This window comes from Frankia nepalensis (assembly GCF_016786325.1).
GTDB lineage: Bacteria > Actinomycetota > Actinomycetes > Frankiales > Frankiaceae > Pseudofrankia > Pseudofrankia nepalensis.
In genome coordinates, this window is record NZ_JADWYU010000252.1 from 6,897 (window position 1) to 26,376 (window position 19,480).

Here is a 19,480-nt window from a genome sequence, read left to right on the forward strand (position 1 = left end):
ACCTGGGCGGCTCCCGCTTCGCTTCGCTCGCAAGGAGGGCCTCCGCGGAGGCGCGCCTGCGCGCCAGCTCGGTTGCGTACCGCTTCGACGTTACGGATCAACCACTTTCTGTCATGACCGGTTCTGGCGTACTCCACCTGGGCGGCTCCCGCTTCGCTTCGCTCGCAAGGAGGGCCTCCGCGGAGGCGCGCCTGCGCGCCAGCTCGGTTGCGCGCCACTTTGGCGTTACGGATCAACTACTTTCTGTCATGACTGGTTCTGGTGTGCTCCGCCCGGGCGGCGCGTCCTCTTGGTTGCTGGATCCTGAGTTTCCGGGCAGGTGACGCGCCCGCCGGAGCCTGGGCCTCATGAGTCGGGCTGCTCAACCACGCCCGGCCCACCCATGGTCGCGAGCGCGCGCAGCGCGAGCAGGTATCCCTGGATACCGAGTCCCGTGATGGTGCCCGTCGCCACCGGTCCGATGACGCTGACGTGCCGGAACGGCTCTCGCGCGGCCACCTGGGACAGATGTACCTCGATCAGCGGTCCGGCCAGCGCCGCGGCGGCGTCCCGCAGCGCGTACGAGTAGTGCGTCCAGGCACCCGGATTGAGGATCACCGCCGCGCCGGTGTCGGCGGCCTCGTGCAGCCAGCCGATCATCGTTGCCTCGTCGTCGGTCTGCCGGCAGGCGACGGCGACCCCGAGCTCCGCCGCGGTCTTCTCGACCTCGGCGACCAGGTCGGCGTAGGTCGCCCGCCCGTAGACCGCCGGCTCCCGCTTGCCAAGCCTGCCCAGGTTCACCCCGGACAGCACCAGGATCGGTGTCATCGGCGCGCTCCCTCCCTCGCGGTGCCACGAACCCTCACGGAGCCACGATCACCCATCACGCGGCTTTTCCACGCCGAGGGTCCCCCACCAAGCCGTTCTCACGGGGTCACCGCTCCTCACGCCTCGCTGTCCCCCACGGCCACCGCGTCGAACGCGGCCCGCACGAGGGCGGGGTCCGGGTCGGCGAGGATACGGGCCGACCCGAGCCCGTCGAGGACGACGAAGCGCAGCACCCGCCCACGCGACTTCTTGTCCACCCGCATCGCGGCCAGCAGTTCCGGCCAGGCCGCCGCGGGATAGCTGACCGGGAGCCCGACCCGGGTGAGCAGTTCGCGGTGGCGCTCGGCGACGGCGGCGTCGAGGCCCGCGGCGAGCCGGGACAGCTCGGCGGCGAACACCATCCCGACGGAGATCGCCGCGCCGTGCCGCCAGGAGTAGTGCTCGACCTTCTCGATCGCGTGCCCCAGCGTGTGCCCGTAGTTGAGGATCTCGCGCCGGCCGGCCTCCTTCGGGTCCCCGGACACCACGTCCGCCTTCACCCGGATCGCGCGTTCGATCAGCTCGGGCAGGTGGGCCGCGCCGGTCGGGTCGGCGTCGAGCAGGTCGAGGATCGCCGGGTCGGCGATGAAGCCGGCCTTGACCACCTCGGCGAGCCCCGCCCGGGTCTCCACGGCCGGCAGGGTCGCCAGCAGCGCGGTGTCGCAGAGCACCGCCAGCGGCTGGTGGAACGCGCCGACCAGGTTCTTGCCGGCGGCGGTGTCGATGCCGGTCTTGCCGCCCACCGCCGCGTCGACCATCGCCAGGACGGTCGTCGGCACCTGAACGACGTCCACCCCCCGCAGCCAGCAGGCGGCGACGAAGCCCGCGAGGTCGGTGACGGTGCCACCGCCGAGGCCGACGACCACGTCGTCGCGGGTGAAGCCAAGCCGGCCCAGCTCATCCCAGCAGCGCCCGGCGACCGCCAGCTCCTTGGCCGACTCGCCGTCGGGCACCTCGAGCGGGTGCGCCTCGACACCCGCGGCCCGCAGCGCGGCGACCGCGGCGCGGGCGGCCTCGGCCGTCGCCGCCGAGTGGATGACGGCGGCCCTGGTCCGCCCGGCGACGACACCGGGCAGCTCGCCGACCAGCCCGTCTCCGACGAGCACCTCGTAGGCCCGGTCCCCGGCCGGCCGCACCGGTACCCGCACCAGCCCGGACGTGGCGCCCCGCGTTCCCGTCACCTGGCATCCCCCTCTCGTCGTCCGGCCGCGCCGGACCGGTTCTGCTGCCCGCCCTGTGCTCTTGCCATGGCCACGCGCCGCCTTCCGGCCTCCGCCGACGCGACGGCAGGGATCGATATCCCTGGGACGATCAGCCGCCGGCCGACGACCGGTCGCGAAGACCGATGACGGGCGGCAGCGCGGCGAGCACGTCGTCCGCGACCTCCTGTGGGCCACGGCCGGCCGTGTCGACCACCACCGTCGCGACCTCGGCGTAGAGCGGGCGGCGCTCGCGCAGCAGCGCGGCCAGCCGGGCCCGGGGGGCCTCGATGAGCAACGGGCGGTCGCGGGCGAGTCCGACCCGGTGGGCCGCGTCGGAGACGTCGACCTCCAGGTAGACGACGGTGTGCCCGGCGAGCGCGGCCCTGGTCTCGTCGGCGAGCACCGCGCCGCCGCCGAGGGCGAGGATCCCCGGGTGCTCGGCGAGCGCGGCGGCGACCGCCGCCCGCTCGGCGGCCCGGAACGCCTCCTCGCCCTTCTCGATGAAGATGTCGGAGACGCTCATCCCGAACGTCGCCTCGACGTCGGTGTCGGTGTCGCGCAGCGTCACCCCGAGCCGGTCGGCGACCAGCTGGCCGATGGTCGTCTTGCCCGCCCCCGGCGCCCCGACCAGCACCGCCACCGGCCGGACGGCGACGACGGGCGCCGCCGCTGCCGCCGGTGCCGCCGGGTCGTTCGCCGTCACGACCGCACCGCCAGCGACTTCAGGTACGCCTCGTAGTTGCGCCGGGTCTCCTCGACCGAGTCGCCGCCGAACTTCTCCAGCGCGGCGTCGGCGAGCACCAATGCGACCATGGCCTCGGCGACCACCCCGGCCGCCGGCACCGCGCACACGTCGGAGCGCTGCGCGATCGCCACCGCGGTCTCGCCGGTCGCGACGTCGACGGTCGACAGCGGCCGCGACAGCGTCGAGATCGGCTTCATCGCGGCCCGGACCCGCAGGACCTCACCGTTGGTCATGCCGCCCTCGACGCCCCCGGCCCGGTCGGTCGCCCGCCGGACCCGCTGGACGCCGCCGTCCGGCGCGAGGACCTCGATCTCGTCGTGCGCCGCGGAGCCGCGGCGTCGAGCCGTTTCGAACCCGTCGCCGAACTCGACCCCCTTGACCGCCTGGATCCCCATCAGCTCGCCCGCCAGGCGGGCGTCGAGCCGACGGTCGCCGTGCACGTAGCTGCCGAGCCCCGGCGGGCAGCCGAAGACGAGCACCTCCACGACGCCACCGAGGGTGTCGGCGTCCTTGTGCGCCGCGTCGATCTCGGCGACCATCCGGGCGCTCGTGGCCGGGTCCGCGCAGCGGCACGGGTCCGCGTCGATCCCGGCCAGCGCGCCCGGCCCGGGCAGCGGCGTGTCCGCCGGGACCGCGACCGCGCCGATCGACAGCACGTGGGAGATGACCTCGATCCCATATGCCTGCCGCAGGAACGCCCTGGCGACCGTGCCGAGGGCGACCCGGGCGGCCGTCTCCCGGGCACTCGCCCGCTCCAGCACCGGCCGGGCATCGTCGAAGCCGTACTTCTGCATTCCGGACAGGTCGGCGTGCCCTGGCCGCGGCCGGGTCAGCGGCGCGTTCCTGCTCAGCCCCGCCAGCTCCTCCGGATCCACCGGGTCCGGCGACATCACCTTCCGCCACTTCGGCCACTCGGTGTTGCGCACCACGATGCTCACCGGCCCGCCGAGGCTGGAGCCATGCCGCAGCCCGCCGAGCAGCTCGACCTCGTCGCGCTCGAACTTCATCCGGGCACCCCGGCCGTAGCCGAGCCGCCGACGCGCCAGATCGTCCCCGATGTCCGAGCTGGTCACCCGGATCCCCGCCGGCAGGCCCTCCACGGTCGCCACCAGCGCGGGCCCGTGCGACTCCCCTGCCGTCAACCAACGCACCATGCCGCCCAGTCTTTCACGCGCGGAGCAGTGCACGTCGAGGCATGATCAATACCTCGACCTGCCAGCCGGACAGTCGAACCGGTCCCTAATCCCGCGGCACCCCACGACACACCGAAATCGACCGCCCGCCTCGTTCAACCAGACCTGACGTCGATCCGCGAGAGTCGTTGGCCGATGGCCGTCATCGCCGACGGCCGTGGGAGGCGGCCGGTGCGGAAAGTACGGATGGGTGGTGCCACCAGCGCGCGGATGGGCGTCGCCGTCAGCGCCCTGGCGCTGGCGGCTGGGCCCTGCCAGGCGATGGCACCGGGTGCCGAGGCTCCCGCCGGTGCCGGCAGCATGGCGGCGCGGGCACCGGCGCTGACGGTCCTGGATGCCCTGCCAGTGCGGGGCGAGACGGCACCGGGGTACCACCGAGACCTGTTCGAGGACCCGCGCGACCGCTGGCCGGACGTCGACCGCAACGGCTGCGACACCCGCAACGACGTTCTGTTCCGTGATCTGCGCTCCGTCACGCGCCACGACGACGGTTGCCGCGTCACCGCCGGCGAGTTGTCCGACCCCTACACCGGCAACACCAAGCGGTTCGCCAGCGGCCGGGACACCTCGGGCGAGGTCGAGATCGACCATGTCGTGTCGCTCGCGAACGCCTGGCGGACCGGCGCGTTCGCGTGGCCCCACGAGCGCCGGGTCGGCTTCGCGAACGACCCGGCGAACCTGCTCGCCGTCGAGCGCGCGACGAACCGTGAGAAGAGCGATCAGGACGCGGCCTCGTGGCTGCCGCCGGCCCCCGGGCTTCGCTGCCCGTTCGTCGCTCGCCAGGTCGGCGTCAAGGAGCGTTACGGGCTGTGGGTGACGCCGACGGAGGCCTCCTCGATGCGCGCGGTGCTGGCGACCTGTCCTGGGCAGCCCGCCCTTGGCCGCCCGCCGGCCGAGGGCGGATAGTCGATCAGGCCGTCGACCCGTTCCTCGCCGGACCGCCCCCGGCGGGGTTCGGGCACGGTCGGCCGGCACGCTGGCTCATGGGTCGGCGCGGTGGGACCCGGGCCGGGCTGGTGCCGGTGCTGGAGCAGGACGTAGAGCGAGTCGTCCCAGCTGAGCCGGCCGCCGCCGCGGGTGTGGATCGCGTCGGCCGTCACGTGGCCGGCGGCCCGGGCGAGGCTCTCGGCGGGCCGTTCGCCGGCGTCGATGCCGGGTGCCGCGCCCAGGACGGATCCGTCAGCCAGGACCGCCTCGATTCCACGGCCATCGCCACGGCGCAGCGTGATGCCCTCGTCATGGATCAGACCGTGGTGGCGGCTGCACACCAACGCCAGATTCTCCAGGTCAGTCTCGCCCTCACCAGCGAGCCACTCGCGCAGATGGTGAACCTGCAGCCAGCGGGTGCGGGCGCAACCCGGGTACTGACAGGCCCCCTGGTCACGGGAGTAGACCGCCTCCCGCAACCGCCGCGTCGGGACCCGCCGGCGCCGCCCCAGCGCAAGTGGGTTGCCCGCCTCGTCGGACAGCAACGCGCGGACCAGCGCGTCGCAGCCCAACCGCCTCAGCACCGCCCGCGGCAGCCCGATCCCCGGCTCCGCGTCGCACCGCGCCGACCCATGAGCCAGCCTGCTGACCGGGTCGGTCCCGACCGCCGCCGCGCGGGCCCCCGCCACGTCCTCGGGCTCCACGCCCGTCGCGGAGGTCCCCGCCGACGGCACCCCGGTGTCCCGGCCGTCGTCGTCACGGTCGCTGGCCGTGCCGCCCCTGGCCGCTTCGCGCGTCGAGTCCGCGTCGCCACGCGGCCCGGCCGGCCGGGTTCGGCCCAGCAGGGTCTCGGCGTCGATGTGCACGGTCAGCGTGTGCGCGGACGGCGACAACCCAGGTGCCGGCCGGCTCAGGAACCCCTCCGCCAGGGTGACCAGCGCGTCCGCGTCCGCCCGCCGGTCCCGCGGCGCGGCCGCGATCTCCCCGTCGGCCGGCGCCGCGCCTGGCTCCTCGGCCGTCGGCGGCGGGCTCGAGTCGTCCAGGCTGGCCCGGGCGGCGTCGATCGCCGCCGCCAGTCGCGCGCCCTCCTCGGCCGTCAGCACCGCGGACAGCCGGAACAGGCCGTCCGAGCGGGTACTCCAGGACACTCTCCGTGCCGCGCGCTGCTGGCTCGGGTCGGCGGTCAGCTGGTGGTAACGCGACGCCAGCCGCTCCAACTGTCCTGCCGTGCAGTGCAACGCGTGCTTCAGCCAGGTCTGTTCGGTCTCGGGGCCGGCCACCCGCGCGACGGCCCGGACCTTGGAGTACGACAGCCGCCCCGCCGCGAACGCCGCGCGCACGCCGGACAGTTCCTCCAACGCGCGCGCCACCGCCATGTGCTCCTGGGCGGTACGGACCGACAGACCGCAGCGCCACGACAGCCAGTGCGCGCAGGTTGCCATCCCCAGCCCCGACCAGCCCTTCCGGCGGTCGAACGCCGCCAGCGCCAGCAGCATCCGGCAGGTCGCGGCGGCGATGCGACCCGCCCAACCGCAGATCTCGCGCTCCAGATCCGCCAACTCGGCGGTCTCCAGGTCCAGCGCGGAACCGGTCATCCCGTCAGGCATCACGATCTCCCAGGTCAGGGGACAGATCGACAACGCCACAATGCTCCCACCCTCCTCCGACAATTTTCGCGCCCGGGCTCCTGGTCGGCCGCCCACCCGCTCGCCCCGCTCGGCCATGGGACCCGACCTGGGCCCTGGAACCCGACCTGGCGAGGTCACCGCGCCGACGGACCGCCTGCCTACTGGGCTCCTCCCGCCAAGGCCCGCTCCGGCTCCGCGCCACCAGTGCGCGGCGGAGACGATCTCCGCGTTCCGCTGGACGCACGGGTCAGCTCTCCGCCTCCGGGCTGACGACGAGGCGACCGGAGCCCCGTCCATCCCGCCCTGGGAGCGCGGGCCGGTTCGGTCGGCGCGGGCGCCGTTCCGGCAGCCGCCGGTGAGTTGCCAGTGAGTGAGCACCGGCATCGGCCGGCCCTCGCCGGGCCCTCGCACCGTCAGGCCATGCCCCTGCCGGCGACCGGGAGGCCTGACCCGACGAGGGGAAGGGCAGGACTCGTCGCGAGCGACGGCGGGCGGTTCCGTTCCGTTCCGCGGCCGGCGTGGAACGCGCGTCGGCTGGAAGGCGGGCGGCGGGGCAAACACGCTTGTCAGCGACACACGGTGGCCACGCGCCCGGTCGGACCTGGCCCGCCGTGGGAGATGGCGAGCCGATCTCCGCGTTCCGCGGCGCGCCGGGCCAGGCCGGACGCGCGGTGCAGGCAGGCCGCCGTCAACCGGCCAGCGAACCAACGCCGACCGGCCAATGCGCTGGCGTCGACCGGCCAGCGAACCAGCGTTCATCGGTCAACGAATCCGCGGAGCGCCTGGGGTCCTTCCCGGGACGGATCCTGCCGGGGCGGCTCGACCGCCGAACAGCGCACACATCCGAGGATCACTAGCCGGTGGGGAGCCCACCGGCCTCCTCGATCGCCAGATGTGTGCGTCATTCGGCGCTTTCTGTCCGTTTTATCCCTTAATCGCGCACAGATCTGGTGATCTACCAAGGAGACCGGGCCGGGACGGGGTGACGATCGCTGCTTGCGTACGCGGATCGGCGGTCCGGGACCGCCGGCCAACATCCACGGGAAGCGCCCTGGAGGGCCGGCGGAGTGTTCTCCGGAACGGCGACGCCGAGAGGCGCGTCAGACGCCGACAGCGCCGACGAGGATCGCGAGGAAGGCGCCCAAGAGGAGATGGGGGCCGTACGCGATGGGATCGCTTCGACCAGCCCGCCGCGTGGCGAGTAGGAAGCCGGCGTAGGCGCCGGCGGACAGCAGACCGGCGAGCAGGCCGAGCAGAACGAGTTCCAGCGAGCCGAGCCAGCCAAGAGAGGCGCCGAGCAGGCCGACCAGCTTCACGTCGCCCAGGCCCAGGCCGCCACCAGGAATCAGGTACAGCAGGCCAAAGGCGGCCAGGAGAAGGCCGGCGCCCATGGCGGCGCCGGCCGCGTGCCCACCGTCCCAGGTGTCGGCGGTGAGGCCGTCGAGGACGGCCGCCAGGCCGAACAACGCGGCGAGGATCGGATAGGACGGGAGCACGAGCGCGTCCGGTAGGCGGTGGACCCGCAGGTCGACGGCGGCCAGCACCACGCCGACCACGGTCAGGTACAGGTAGGCGGGCAGCCAGCTAGGACGGTGGTGCAGGGCCAGCGCGACCGCGCCGACGGCGAGGACCGTCACCGCCGCGAACGTCCTCGTGGACGGGACGGGCCGGCGCGCCGCCTCGCCCTCGAAGGGGGCGAACGCCCCGACGAGCCGTGGCATCACCCGCACCGACGCGAGGGCGGCCACCGCGAGGACCATGCTGGCCGTCAGCGCCAGCGGGCTCACCTGGACGTCGACGGCCATCCGCTTCCCCGCTTCCGTCCGAAGGCCCGGCGAACCATGACATCACGCCAGGGACGGGCACGACATCACGCCAGGAACGGACGCCGGCGGCACGCCAGGAACGGGTGTCCGCCGCCGTGGGTGGGGATGGTCAGCGGGCGTGGGTGGGGATGGTCAGGGAGGCCGCGGTGGCGCGGCGGGTGAGGGTCTGGGTACCGGCGGTGAGCAGGGTGGCGACGTCAACGGTTCGACCGGTGAAAAGCCGGACCTGCTCGACCGCCTGGGCCGCGAGGACCACCAATCCGCCGGACACCCGGGCACCGGAGCGGTAGGCCGTCACGGCGAGCGCGGTCGGCCAGGGGTGGTAGAGCAGCTCGACCAGGGGGCAGCCCGCGGGCCAGGTCCACTCGGCGATCTGGTCGGTGACGCCCTCGGGGGTCGTCGCGATCACCAGGTCCGGGCCGGAGCGCAGGCCGCCGGCGACGATCTCCCAGGGCAGCGCGGTGACGGCGAGGCCGACGCGCTCGCCGATCTGGGCGAGCGGGGCGACGGCCGCCGCGCGGCGGGCGACCACACCGACGCGGCGGACCCCGACGCTGGCGAGCGCGGCGACGGCGGCGCGGGCCGTTCCCCCGGCGCCGAGCACCAGCGCGCGCACCGGCGGCGAGGCCAGCGCCGGCCACGTCGACGACCCGTCCCAATGGCTCGGCTGCCAGCCGGCCCCCGACGAGCCGGCCGCCGACAAGCCGGCCGCCGACGACGAACCGGGGGCGAGCGGCGCCGCCTCGGGGTGGGCGAGCGCCGGGATGGCGCCGAGGGCCTGGAGGACGGCGTACCGGATGCCGGCGATGTCCGTGTTGTGGCCGGCGAGCGTCCCATCCGGCTCGACGACGACCGTGTTGACCGCCCCGACCAGCGCGGCGGTGTCGTCAAGGCGGTCGACGAGACCGACGGCGGCCGTCTTCAACGGCATCGTCAGCGAGAGGCCGGCCCAGCTCGGCTCCGACCGGAGCCAGGTCAGCAGGCTCGGCAGGGCCGCCTCGTCGGTGTTGATGGCCGTGTACGTCCAGTCGCTCAGGCCGAGCGCCTGATACGCGGCGCGGTGCAGGACGGGCGAGAGCGAGTGCCCGATCGGCGAGCCGAGCACGGCTGCCTGCCGGGGACCATTCATCTCAGCCACCGGTGCTCCCTCCCTCGGCCAGGTACCGGGCATACAGCGTGTCCCACTCCGCCTGGGTGGTGGCGAACTCCGTCCGCTTCGACTGCGGGAGGTAGGCGAAGTAGAACCAGGTTCCGTCCGCGCCCTGGTAGGGGTTCAGCGCCGACTCCAAAGCCCATCGCCCGGGGTTCGCGATCGCGCCCGGCGGCAGTCCCCTCACCTTACGGGTGTTGTAGGGATGGGACGTATTGATGACGTCGTCGATGGCCCCCGTGGGCCGGTCGAAGGCGTACCTCGTCGTCGAGTCCATGTCGAGCCTCGTGAACGCGCCAGTCTGGTCGCTCAGCCGGTTGTAGATCACCCGGGCGACCTTCGCGCCCTCGTCATGGCCGTTGACTTCCATCTCGATGATCGACGCGATGGTCACGATCTCGCTCGGGGTCTTGCCGAGCTGCGCCGCCTTGCTCTCCAACTGGAGCTCGGTGGTCTGGCGGTTGAACTCGTCGATCATCATCTGCAGCGTCTGCTCGGGCGTCGCCTTCGGGTCCAGGTTGTAGGTCGTCGGGAAGAGGTACCCCTCGACCTGGTTCTTCGCGCTGTCGCCAGGGTTGGTCGCAAAGCTCGGCAGGGTCAGCTTGCCGGCCGGGTTCTTCACGATCGCCTCGTATGCCTCCTTTGGCACACCGAGGCGCTTGGACAGCTCGGTGATGATCCAGTCGACGGTCCTGCCCTCAGGAATCGTGAGCCGGTACTTCGACGCCGCCGGGTCGAGCAGCGCGCCGAGCGCGCCCGAGGCGCTCATCTCCTTCTGCAGGACATAGGTCCCGGGCTGGATCTTCACCGAGTTCGGATCGTTGGCCGCGGCCGTGATGAACGCCTTCTGGCTCTTGACCACCCCGGCGTCGAAGAGCACCTTCGCGATGTCGGTCGCGGTCGCGCCACCGGCCACCGTGACCGTTACCTCGCCGCTGCCGGGTCCTGGGAAGTCCGGGATCTCGTCGTCACCGGTGATCTTGCCCAGCATCTTGCCGCCCACGAGGATGACACCGCCGAGCAGCACCGCGACCACCACCAGCATGGCGACGAGCTTCGGCAGCGCCCGGCGGCGGCGGCCGGCATCCGTGCCGTGTACGCGGCTCATCGTGCCCAACGGATGGGCGCCGTCACGCGCGCGACCACGGATGGGTGGCTCATCGTCGAGGTCCTCGTCCACGTCGTCATGCTCGTACTCATCGTCAGGCTCGAAGTCGTCCTCGTGGTCCGGATAGCCGCCCGCGCCGGCCCGGTCACGCCGCTCGTCCGGGTAGCCCTGGTCGCCGGAGCCGTACAGGTCCTCGGGCGGGGCGATCCGGAAGCGCAGCGCCTCGGTACGCCGCTCCGTCCCGCCGTGGCCGCCGCCCGTCCGGCGCGCGCCACCGCGCGTCCCGCCTTCCCCTGGCGGAGGCGGCGGCGGTGGCGGTGGCGGCGGGGGCGGGGGCGGGGCGGGGAGCGCCCCGGTGCCGGGCTGGGACGGGCCGCCCGGGTAGTCGAAGGGCTCGCCGTGCTCGGGGCCGGTCGGCGGGCCCCCGTAGCCGCCGTGACCACCGGCGGGCGGGTAGCCGACGCCCGCCTCCTGGTACCCGCCGGGCCCGGTACCGCCGAGAGGTCCGGGATCGCCGGGATAGCCGGGGGCGCTGGGATAGCCGGGGTCACCGGAACGTCCGGGGTCGCCGGAACGCCGGGGCTGGTCGCCGGTCCTGGGGTACGGATCGGCGAGGAACGGGGCCTGCTCGTGGCCGGTCACGGACGGACCGGTTCCCCCCGCGAGGCCCCCGTAGCCATATCCGTCGGCCGGCGCGGCCTGCTGGTAACCGGAATCTTCCTGATAACCGGCGGCCGGCGGATAGCCCGTGTCGCCGTAGGCGCCCGCGCCGGCGGGGTAGCCGGCGGCCTGGTAGGCCGCCCGCTGGTAGGCGGCGTCGGCCTGACCCGTGTCGACCTGGGAGGCGTCCTGGTAACCGGCCGGGTACCCCGACGGCTGCTGGCCACCGGTAGACGCGCCGGCGGCCGGGTAGCCGCCGCTCTGGTAGCCGAACGCCTCGTGGACGGACGCCGCGATGCCGTAACCGGGTTCGCCGTACGCGGGTTCGGCGTACGCGGGTTCGGCGTACCCGGGTTCGGCGTAGCCGGGATCGCCGTGGCCCGGCGCGCCGGAGCCGCCGGCCGAGCCGGCGACGGTGCCCGAGACCAGCGGTCCTGGGGTAAGCGGGCCCGGGACGAGCGGGCCGGTGACTGTCGGCCCGGCCGCGTAGGGGTCGGGGACGCCAGGGCCGGCGACCTCCGGCGGCCCGTAGACCGAGGCGGCCGACGGCCCGGCGACCGCCTGGCCCGACACCGTCGGCGTCTGGTAGTTGGTGTCGTAGCCCGCCGAGCGAGCAGGCTCGTGACCGACAGTGAATCCGTCGGCGCCATAGCCGGAATCGGAATACCCAGGAGCATCGCCCCCGGACGTGCCGTAATTAGAATTACCGTAGCCGGACGCACCGTAATCAGGTGAACCGTAATTGGACGCGTCGTAAGTGGATGCGCCGTAACTGGGTGCGCCGTAGTCAGACGTGCCGTAATCAGAGCCGTGGTAATCCGGCGAGGCGGCCGGATATCCGCCGGTGGGGCCAGCCGCGGGTCCGCCGCCGATGATGATGTCAGCCGCGTCGTCGCGGGGGCCACCCACCGCGAATGGGTCTACTGGCCGGGTGCTGTCCGATGGCGGGTTCGACCAGGGATCCTGTCCGTACCCGCCCCCGACGCCGTTGTCGAGGTCCCAGCGCTCGTTCACCGATCTTCCGGCGAGCAGCCAGCGGGGGGCGCGCCCTGCGCGCCGCCGCGGGCGTCCAGGGCGTGTTGCAGAATCTGCACGGCTGCCTCCTGGTCGACGAGATCGCGGCGGGCGCGCTCACTGAGCCCACTCTCGGCCATTCTGCGGTGCGCCACCGCCGTAGTCAGCCGCTCGTCGACGAGCCGGACGGGCACGGGCGCGACGCGAGCGGCCAGCTGCCGCGCGTACTGCCGCGCCTGCTGAGCCGCTGGACCCTCCTCACCGGAGAGGGTCCTTGGCAGACCGACCACCACCGCCACAGCATGCCGTTCCGTGACAAGCTCGGCTAGCTGGGCGAGATCTCTGTTGTCAGACACGTCGCGACGAAGAGTACCGACCGGTAGCGCGAGCACCCCATCCGGGTCGCTCGCGGCCACCCCCACCCGCACCGTGCCGACGTCGACGCCGAGCCACACGCCGCGCGGAAGCGGCCGGCGGGCGGCCCGGTGACGCGGCTTGCGCATCGCTACGAGGAGGCGGTCGCCGCGACGAGCTCGCGGACCTTGCCAAGCGCGCGCCCGACGCCGCTCGCGTCGCCGCCGCCGCCCTGGGCGACGTCCGGCTTGCCGCCGCCGCGGCCACCGAGCTCGGCGGTGGCCACCTTGACCAGGTCGCCCGCCTTCAGGCCGCGGCCGCGCGCGCCCTCGGTGGTGACGACGACGAGGAACGCCCGGTCGCCGGCCGCGGCCGCGGCCGCCACCACCGCGGGACGGTCCATGAGCCGGCCGCGCACGTCGAGCGCCAGCTTGCGCAGGTCGTCCGCGGAGGTGCCGTTCGGCGCCTCGGCGGCGACGAGCGCGATCCCGTTCACGTCGACCGCGCCGCCCGCGAGCCCCGCCGCCCCCGCGAGCACGGCCTCGCCGCGCAGCCGCTCCAGCTCCTTCTCCGCGTCACGGAGCCGGCTGACCACGTCGGACACCCGGTCGGGCAGCTCGTCGGCGCGGACCTTGAGAAGCCCGGACAGCCGCGAGACCAGCAGGTGCTCGCGGGCCAGGTAACGGAACGCGTCCAGCCCGACCAGGCCCTCGACCCGGCGGGTGCCGGCGGAGATCGACGACTCGGAGAGCAGCTTGACCGCGCCGAGCTGGGCGGAGCGGGCCACGTGCGTGCCGCCGCACAGCTCGCGCGCGTAGTCGCCGACGTCGACGACGCGCACCCGCTCGCCGTACTTCTCGCCGAACAGCGCCATCGCGCCGAGCCGGCGGGCCTCGTCCTGGGTGGTCACGAACGCGGTCACCTCGAGGTCGCGCAGCGCGACCTCGTTGACCTCGTCCTCGACGTCGGCGAGCACCGACGCCGGCACGGCGCCCATCGCGTGGAAGTCGAACCGCAGGCGGCCGGGCGAGTTCAGCGAGCCGGCCTGGGTGGCGGACTCGCCGAGCGCGCGGCGGAACGCCGTGTGCACCAGGTGGGTGGCGGTGTGCGAGCGCGAGACCGCCCGGCGCCGGTCGGCGTCGACCGTCACCTCGACCTCGGCGCCGAGCCGCAGCTCGCCGCGCAGCACCCTGCCGCGGTGCAGCACCAGGTCCGGGATCGGCTTCTGCACGTCGAGGATCTCCACCTCGCCGCCGTCGAAGACGAACCTGCCGAGGTCGGCCTCCTGGCCGCCGGACTCCGCGTAGAACGGCGTGGTGTCGATGACGATGCCGACGTCCTCGCCCTCGCCGGCCGCCGGCACGCCCTGCCCGGTGGCCGCCGAGATGAGGCCGACGACGGACGCCGTGCGGGCCAGCTCGGCGTAGCCGGTGAAGGTCGTCGGCCCGGAGCGGGACAGGATCGGCCGGAACACCGACAGGTCGACGTTGCCGATCCGCCGCGCCGCGCGGTCGGCCTTGGCCAGCTCCCGCTGGCGGTCCATGAGCCGGCGGAAACCCGTCTCGTCGACCGTCAGGCCCGCCTCGGCCGCCATCTCCAGCGTCAGGTCGATCGGGAAGCCGTAGGTGTCGTGCAGCTGGAACGCCTCGTCGCCGCCGAGCTCGGTGGCGCCGGCGGCGCGCGCCCTGCCGACCGCGGTGTCGAAGATCGTGGTACCGGTGCGCAGGGTCTCCAGGAACGCCTGCTCCTCGGCGACGGCGACGCTGGTGATCGCCGCGCCCCGGTCGACCAGGTCCGGGTAGATCGAGCCCATCGCGGCGCGGACGACACCGAACAGGTCCTCCATCACCGGCGCGCGCCCGCCGAGCAGGCGCACGTTGCGCACCGCGCGGCGCAGCATCCGGCGCAGCACGTAGCCGCGGCCCTCGTTGGAGGGGACGACGCCGTCGGCGATCAGCATGGCGGCGGTGCGGGTGTGGTCCGCGATGACCCGCAGCCGGACGTCGTCGGCCGCCTCGGCGCCGTAGCGGTGGCCGGTCAGCTCGCCGGCGCGGTCGAGCACCGGGCGGGAGATGTCGATCTCGTAGAGGTTCTCGACGCCCTGCAGCAGGGTCGCCATCCGCTCGAGGCCCATGCCGGTGTCGATGCTCTTCGCCGGCAGGTCGCCCAGGATCGGGTAGTCGTAGCCGGCGCCCTCGCCCCGCTCGTACTGCATGAAGACGAGGTTCCAGACCTCGAGGTAGCGGTTCTCGTCGGCGACGGGGCCGCCGTCGCGGCCGTAGGCCGGGCCGCGGTCGAAGTAGATCTCACTGCACGGGCCGCACGGGCCCGGGACGCCCATCGACCAGTAGTTGTCCTCCTTGCCCCGGCGCTGGATGCGCTCCGCGGGAAGGAGTCCCTTCCAGATCTCCTCGGCCTCGTCGTCGTCGAGGTAGACCGTCGCCCACAGGTCGTCGGGCTTGAAGCCGAAACCCTCCGTGAGCAGCTCGAAGGCCCACGGGATCACTTCGGCCTTGAAGTAGTCGCCGAACGAGAAGTTCCCGCACATCTGGAAGAACGACGCGTGCCGGGCGGTCTGGCCGACGTTGTCGATGTCGACCGTGCGGACGCATTTCTGCACGCTGGTCGCCCGGGGAGCGGGCGGGGTGAGGTCACCGAGGAAGTACGGCTTGAACGGCACCATGCCGGCGTTGACCAGCAGCAGCGTCGGGTCCTCAGCGATCAGCGACGCGCTGGGGACAACAAGGTGGCCGCGCTGCTCGAAGTGGGAGAGAAAGCGTCGGCGGATCTCGGCCGTTTCCATCGGATTCACGTCGTCCAGAGTCGAGGCGGTAGCGGGTCGGTCCAGGTCCAGGGTGGGGCTGGGACTGGGTACGTTGTCCGGCTTGGGCTGTTGGGCCGAGCGCCGTCGTTCACTTCCGTATGGCCGACGCCGCGTGCCCAGGCCACCGTACCGCTGGCCGTCCCGGCGTCTCCACGACGTTTCGGATCGAGTGGGCGCGTCGAGGTCTACGGGCGGCGCACCCGCGGCAGGTGGACGGTGGCGTCGGGGTCGGCCGGGGGCAGTTCGTCCTCGTCCGGGTCGTCGTAGAGACCGAGCGCGTCGCGCAGCTCGTCCTCGCGCTCGGCCATGAACTCGCGGACGTCGGCCATGAAGTCCGACAACGACGCCACCAGCGAGCCCGCCACGCTTCCCGGCGAAAGCGCCGCCGCGGCCTTGGCCGCCTGACGGACCACCAGCACCCCGGCGACCGCGCCGAAGGTGACATAGAACAACCGGCGCGGCATCTAACGGCCCCGCACCGGCTCGTCGAAATCGGCCGCCGTGGGCTGGGCCGGCGCGGCGCGCCGCCCCGGCCGTTCGGCCTTCTTCTCCGCCTTTATCTCGGCGGCGACCCGGGAACTGACCTCGGCGCGGGCCCGCTTGGCCGCGGCCTGGCGCACCCCGTAGGAGAACGCGGCGACCCGCACGATCGGGCCACCGACGGTCGCCGCGAACAGCGAGGTCATCGATGACACGTTGGTGCTGATCGTCTGCACGTTGGCCGTGATCGCGTCGATCCGGTCCAGCTCCTTGTTCACATGCGCGAGCGCGACGTTCACCTCGTCGACGGTCGCGCCCGCCTGGCGGACCCGCGCCGTGCCCTCGTCGATCGCGATACCGGTCTGGCGCACCCGCGCCGCGGTCTCGTCGAAGATCTTCCCGAGCTTGTACAGCGCGTAGCAGCCGAAGAGGACGAGCACGGCGAAGGCGCCCGAGGCGATCAGGCCCGCCATCGCGCCACCGGACATCTTCGCGCCTCCAATGCGGTCGGCCGGCACCCCGTCACCGGCCCGAGCTGGCCGGAACGCAACACCGGTCGTGAGAGGACCTTACCGACCGGATGGGGCGATCGTCCGGAAGGGCGCTAGCGCGCCCGCCGGACGCACCGCCGCCGGGCGCCGGCGCGCCCGGCCACACCCGACACGAGGTCGATGTGAAATCCCTGGCCAGCACCGGCCACGGGTCAGTCTGCTGGCCGCGCTCCGTCCGACAGACGCTCGGGCGCCTCGCGCCGCTGGTCGCGCAGGGCCGCGCGCAGCTCGTCGACCCGCGCAGCCGCGCGCCGCTCGAACCCGGCGTCGCCGGGGCGGTAGTAGTCGACGCCGGCCAGTTCGTCCGGCGCGTACTGCTGGCGGACGACCCCGCCCGGGTGGTCGTGCGGGTAGCGGTAGCCGTCGCCGTGCCCGAGCCGGCGCGCGCCCTGGTAATGCGCGTCACGCAGGTGAGCCGGCACCGGGCCGCCCCTGCCCGCCCGCACGTCGGCGGTCGCCGCGTCGATCGCGCGGATCACCGCGTTCGACTTGGGGGCGAGCGCCAGGTGGATGACCGCCTGCGCGAGCGCGAGCCGGGCCTCGGGCAGCCCGACCAGGTCCAGGGCCTGCGCGGCGGACACCGCGACACCGAGCGCGCCCGGGTCGGCCATCCCGACGTCCTCGCTGGCCAGGATGATGATCCGGCGGGCGATGAAGCGCGGGTCCTCGCCGGCCTCGATCATCCGGGCCAGGTAGTGCAGCGCCGCGTCGGCGTCGCCGCCGCGCATCGACTTGATGAACGCGCTGACCACGTCGTAGTGCTGGTCGCCGTCCCGGTCATAGCGCACCGCCGCGCGGTCGACGGCCCGCTCCAGCAGCTCCAGGTCCACGGCGGCCGCCGGCGCCGCCTCCTCGGCGGGCTCCCCGGCCGTCGCCCCGGCCGTCGTCCCGGCCGCGGCCCCGGACGAGGCGCCGCCCGCCGGCCGGTCGCCGGAACCGCCCGCGGCGGTGGCGTCGGCGCGGGCCGCCTCGGCGCCCGGGGCCGCCGGCACGCCGGGGGCCGCCGGCGGGGGTTCGGCCCTCGTCGCGGCCAGGGCCGCCTCGGCGCTGGCCTCGAGCGCGGTGAGCGCCCGGCGGGCGTCGCCGCCGGCGAGCCGGACGAGGTGCTCGAGCGCGTCGTCCGCGATGCGCACCCGGCCGCCGTAGCCGCGCGGGTCGACCAGCGCCCGGCGCACCAGGAAACGGATGTCGTCGTCGGTCAGCGGGGTGAGCGTGAACAGCAGCGAGCGGGACAGCAGCGGCGCCACGACCGAGAACGACGGGTTCTCGGTCGTCGCGGCGACCAGGGTGATCCAGCCGCGTTCCACCGCGGGCAGCAGGGCGTCCTGCTGGGTCTTGGTGAAGCGGTGCACCTCGTCGATGAACAGCACCGTGCGCAGGTCGGCGGCGAGCGCGCCACCCGGCGCGCGTTCACCCTCGGCCGGCCCGAACAGGCCGGCCTCACGCACCAGCCGCCGGGACTGGCTGGACCGGCTGCTCGACAGCGCCTCGCGCGCCTCGTCGATCACCGCCCGGACGTCCTTCACCCCCGCCGTGACGGCGGACAGCTCGCGAAAGCGCCGGCCGGTCGCGCGCGACACGATGTGCGCGAGCGTCGTCTTGCCGGTGCCGGGAGGGCCCCACAGGACGACGGACGTCGTCCCACCGCCCTCGACGAGACGGCGCAGCGGGCTGCCCGGCCCGAGCAGGTGGCGCTGCCCGACGAGCTCGTCGAGGCCGCGGGGACGCAGCCGCTCCGCCAGCGGCCCCGTCGGCGCGCCGGGCCCGCCGGCGGGAGACGGGGCGTCGGCGGTGGGAGCGGCGTCAGCGGTGGGAGCAACCGTGTCGAACAGGCTCACCCACCAACCGTACGGCGATCGTCACCGCGGGGCGGGACCGGCCGTCGTTCCGGAGGAGCCGTCGGCGCGCTGGTAGCTGGCCAGCGGGGCGAGGTCGGGGGCGGTCTGGGCGAGGCGTGCCCGGAAGTGCTCGGCGGCGGGCGGGCCGAGGCTGCCGTAGGTCTCGGCGAACAGCTCGCGGGCCCCCCGGCGCGGCCAGCGCTCGGGCAGCAGCTCCAGCGGCAGGTCGGGGTCCGAGCTCGGGAAACGCCACCAGGCGTTGAGCAGGCCGACCCGGGCGACCATCGCCTCGGCGCCGCTGATCTCACCGGCCAGGGCCCGGTCACGCAGCCCGGCGTTGGTGGCGATGAACTCCTCGTAGTCGGCGCGCAGCTCGGTGAGGTCCCAGGCGGCCATCGGCGGGCGCGGGTCGCTGCGGCGGGCGTCGACGGTCGTGGTCAGCACGGTGGAGGCGAGCACGCCGAGCTCGGCGAACACCCGCCGGGCCGGCTCGGCGACCGGGCGCGGGCTCACCCACATGCCGTCGTAGAGGGGGGCGAAGCCCAGCCAGCGCAGCCGGCTGCGCACGCTGTGCCGCACGTCGCGCTGGTCCTCGGGCAGCGAGAACGCGGCGACGGTCCAGCGGCCGTCCCACGGGTCGTGCCGCGCGCCGAACGCGCGCAGCCGGTGCACGTTCTCCAGCACGACGACGGCGGCCTGCGCGGTCAGCCCGTAGTAGGTGTTGCGCCCGACCCGGCTGGACTCCAGCACCCCGCGCCGGGACAGCCGGGACAGCGCGGCCCGCGCCCCGACCGTCGTCACGTCGAAGTCGGCGAGCAGCGCGACCAGGGCCGCCGACGGCAGGTGCTCGCGCCGGCCGTGCCAGAAGTCACCGAGCAGGACGGTCAGCAGCCGCTGCGGCTGCTGCCCCTCCTGGGACCGTGGCAGGTCGACCTCGGGATTGCCGGGCACGGCGCGCAGGACCGGCCGCCCCATGGAGGGGTGCGCGGGCAGCTGGTCCGACCCGGTCGTCCGGCGCGGCGACGTCACAACCGGGCATTTTACGAGCGACCGGGGCGACCCGGATCGATCATGCGGTCATCTCGCCTTCGACGATCATCGGTAGGCTGCTGTCGACAGCGACAGTGGAGGTAC

At 74.0% G+C, this 19,480-nt stretch carries 15 protein-coding genes; 1 reads left to right on the top strand and 14 read right to left on the bottom strand.

Annotated features, from left to right (window positions below):
- Positions 1-345: 345 nt before the first annotated feature.
- The 4 genes from aroQ to aroC form a co-directional block, all read right to left on the bottom strand.
- Positions 346-807 carry a type II 3-dehydroquinate dehydratase gene (aroQ, locus tag I6A81_RS39410; RefSeq protein ID WP_203005140.1) on the bottom strand — a complete coding sequence of 154 codons (462 nt, stop codon included), beginning with the start codon at positions 805-807 and terminating at the stop codon, positions 346-348.
- A gap of 116 nt (positions 808-923) precedes the next feature.
- Positions 924-2,027, bottom strand: coding sequence for a 3-dehydroquinate synthase (gene aroB, locus I6A81_RS39415; protein WP_203005141.1), 1,104 nt, complete (start codon positions 2,025-2,027; stop codon positions 924-926).
- Positions 2,028-2,157: 130 nt separating this feature from the next.
- Positions 2,158-2,751 (bottom strand): shikimate kinase, encoded by a 594-nt coding sequence (locus tag I6A81_RS39420; RefSeq protein ID WP_203005142.1) that lies wholly within the window; start codon positions 2,749-2,751, stop codon positions 2,158-2,160.
- Entirely contained in the window at positions 2,748-3,947 is a 1,200-nt protein-coding gene (gene aroC / locus I6A81_RS39425) for a chorismate synthase (protein WP_203005143.1), read from the bottom strand. The genes I6A81_RS39420 and aroC overlap by 4 nt, the downstream gene beginning before the upstream one ends.
- Positions 3,948-4,157: 210 nt before the next feature.
- Between aroC and I6A81_RS39430 the strand changes: the two genes are divergently transcribed.
- Positions 4,158-4,892: an HNH endonuclease family protein gene (locus tag I6A81_RS39430; protein ID WP_307875214.1), complete on the top strand. Its 735-nt coding sequence runs from the start codon at positions 4,158-4,160 to the stop codon at positions 4,890-4,892.
- Here I6A81_RS39430 and I6A81_RS39435 read toward each other — a convergent pair.
- The 10 genes from I6A81_RS39435 to I6A81_RS39480 form a co-directional block, all read right to left on the bottom strand.
- Positions 4,787-6,520, bottom strand: coding sequence for an HNH endonuclease signature motif containing protein (locus I6A81_RS39435; protein WP_203005157.1), 1,734 nt, complete (start codon positions 6,518-6,520; stop codon positions 4,787-4,789). The two genes, I6A81_RS39430 and I6A81_RS39435, sit on opposite strands and share 106 nt — an antisense overlap.
- Before the next feature lie 1,121 nt (positions 6,521-7,641).
- A complete protein-coding gene (locus tag I6A81_RS39440; protein ID WP_203005144.1) occupies positions 7,642-8,346 on the bottom strand; it encodes a prepilin peptidase in 705 nt (234 codons plus the stop codon).
- A gap of 130 nt (positions 8,347-8,476) precedes the next feature.
- Positions 8,477-9,496: a shikimate dehydrogenase family protein gene (locus I6A81_RS39445; RefSeq protein WP_203005158.1), complete on the bottom strand. Its 1,020-nt coding sequence runs from the start codon at positions 9,494-9,496 to the stop codon at positions 8,477-8,479.
- A gap of 1 nt (position 9,497) precedes the next feature.
- The gene (gene mltG / locus I6A81_RS45940) at positions 9,498-11,858 is read right to left on the bottom strand and encodes an endolytic transglycosylase MltG (RefSeq protein ID WP_203005145.1); all 2,361 of its coding nucleotides are present in this window, start codon (positions 11,856-11,858) and stop codon (positions 9,498-9,500) included.
- A 437-nt stretch (positions 11,859-12,295) separates the two neighbouring features.
- A complete protein-coding gene (ruvX, locus tag I6A81_RS39455; protein WP_203005147.1) occupies positions 12,296-12,802 on the bottom strand; it encodes a Holliday junction resolvase RuvX in 507 nt (168 codons plus the stop codon).
- A 2-nt stretch (positions 12,803-12,804) separates the two neighbouring features.
- Complete coding sequence (gene alaS, locus I6A81_RS39460; RefSeq protein WP_203005159.1) at positions 12,805-15,456, bottom strand: alanine--tRNA ligase; 2,652 nt, start codon at positions 15,454-15,456, stop codon at positions 12,805-12,807.
- 206 nt (positions 15,457-15,662) lie between these two features.
- Positions 15,663-15,929 (bottom strand): hypothetical protein, encoded by a 267-nt coding sequence (locus tag I6A81_RS39465; protein ID WP_307875215.1) that lies wholly within the window; start codon positions 15,927-15,929, stop codon positions 15,663-15,665.
- A 12-nt stretch (positions 15,930-15,941) separates the two neighbouring features.
- On the bottom strand, positions 15,942-16,445 hold the full coding sequence (locus tag I6A81_RS39470; protein ID WP_203005149.1) for a DUF948 domain-containing protein: 504 nt from the start codon (positions 16,443-16,445) through the stop codon (positions 15,942-15,944).
- 215 nt (positions 16,446-16,660) lie between these two features.
- On the bottom strand, positions 16,661-18,346 hold the full coding sequence (locus tag I6A81_RS39475; protein ID WP_203010474.1) for a replication-associated recombination protein A: 1,686 nt from the start codon (positions 18,344-18,346) through the stop codon (positions 16,661-16,663).
- Between the two features lie 21 nt (positions 18,347-18,367).
- On the bottom strand, positions 18,368-19,375 hold the full coding sequence (locus tag I6A81_RS39480) for a PaaX family transcriptional regulator (protein ID WP_203004727.1): 1,008 nt from the start codon (positions 19,373-19,375) through the stop codon (positions 18,368-18,370).
- Positions 19,376-19,480: the final 105 nt, after the last annotated feature.